Raw genomic sequence first — 412 nt, forward strand, 5'->3', positions numbered from 1 at the left:
GCACAAAGAAAAACCCCGCTGCGTAAGCAGCGGGGTTTGGGGTGTAAACCCTGGCGATGACCTACTCTCGCATGGCTTGAGCCACACTACCATCGGCGCAGCTGCGTTTCACTTCCGAGTTCGGGATGGGATCGGGTGGTGCCACAGCGCTAATTTCACCAGGGAGACGGTTGCAGCAGCGCTTGCAGCGCCAGCTCGCGATCTTGCCCTTGGGGCGGAAGGAACCCGGAAAACGCAGTGCCTTCACTTATAAAGAAAAACCCCGCTGCGTAAGCAGCGGGGTTTTGGGTGTAAACCCTGGCGATGACCTACTCTCGCATGGCTTGAGCCACACTACCATCGGCGCAGCTGCGTTTCACTTCCGAGTTCGGGATGGGATCGGGTGGTTCCACAGCGCTAATTTCACCAGGGA

The 412-nt window shown here is 58.3% G+C and carries 2 rRNA genes; both read right to left on the reverse strand.

The annotated features are described in order from the left end of the window. Positions 1–48: 48 nt before the first annotated feature. A 5S ribosomal RNA gene (gene rrf, locus R5H29_RS13900) occupies positions 49–163 on the reverse strand. Positions 164–295: 132 nt separating this feature from the next. Beyond that, positions 296–410, reverse strand: a 5S ribosomal RNA gene (gene rrf, locus R5H29_RS13905). Between the last annotated feature and the right edge of the window lie 2 nt (positions 411–412).

It is taken from the genome of Stenotrophomonas sp. A3_2 (assembly GCF_036624925.1).
GTDB classification, from domain to species: Bacteria; Pseudomonadota; Gammaproteobacteria; order Xanthomonadales; family Xanthomonadaceae; genus Stenotrophomonas; species Stenotrophomonas hibiscicola.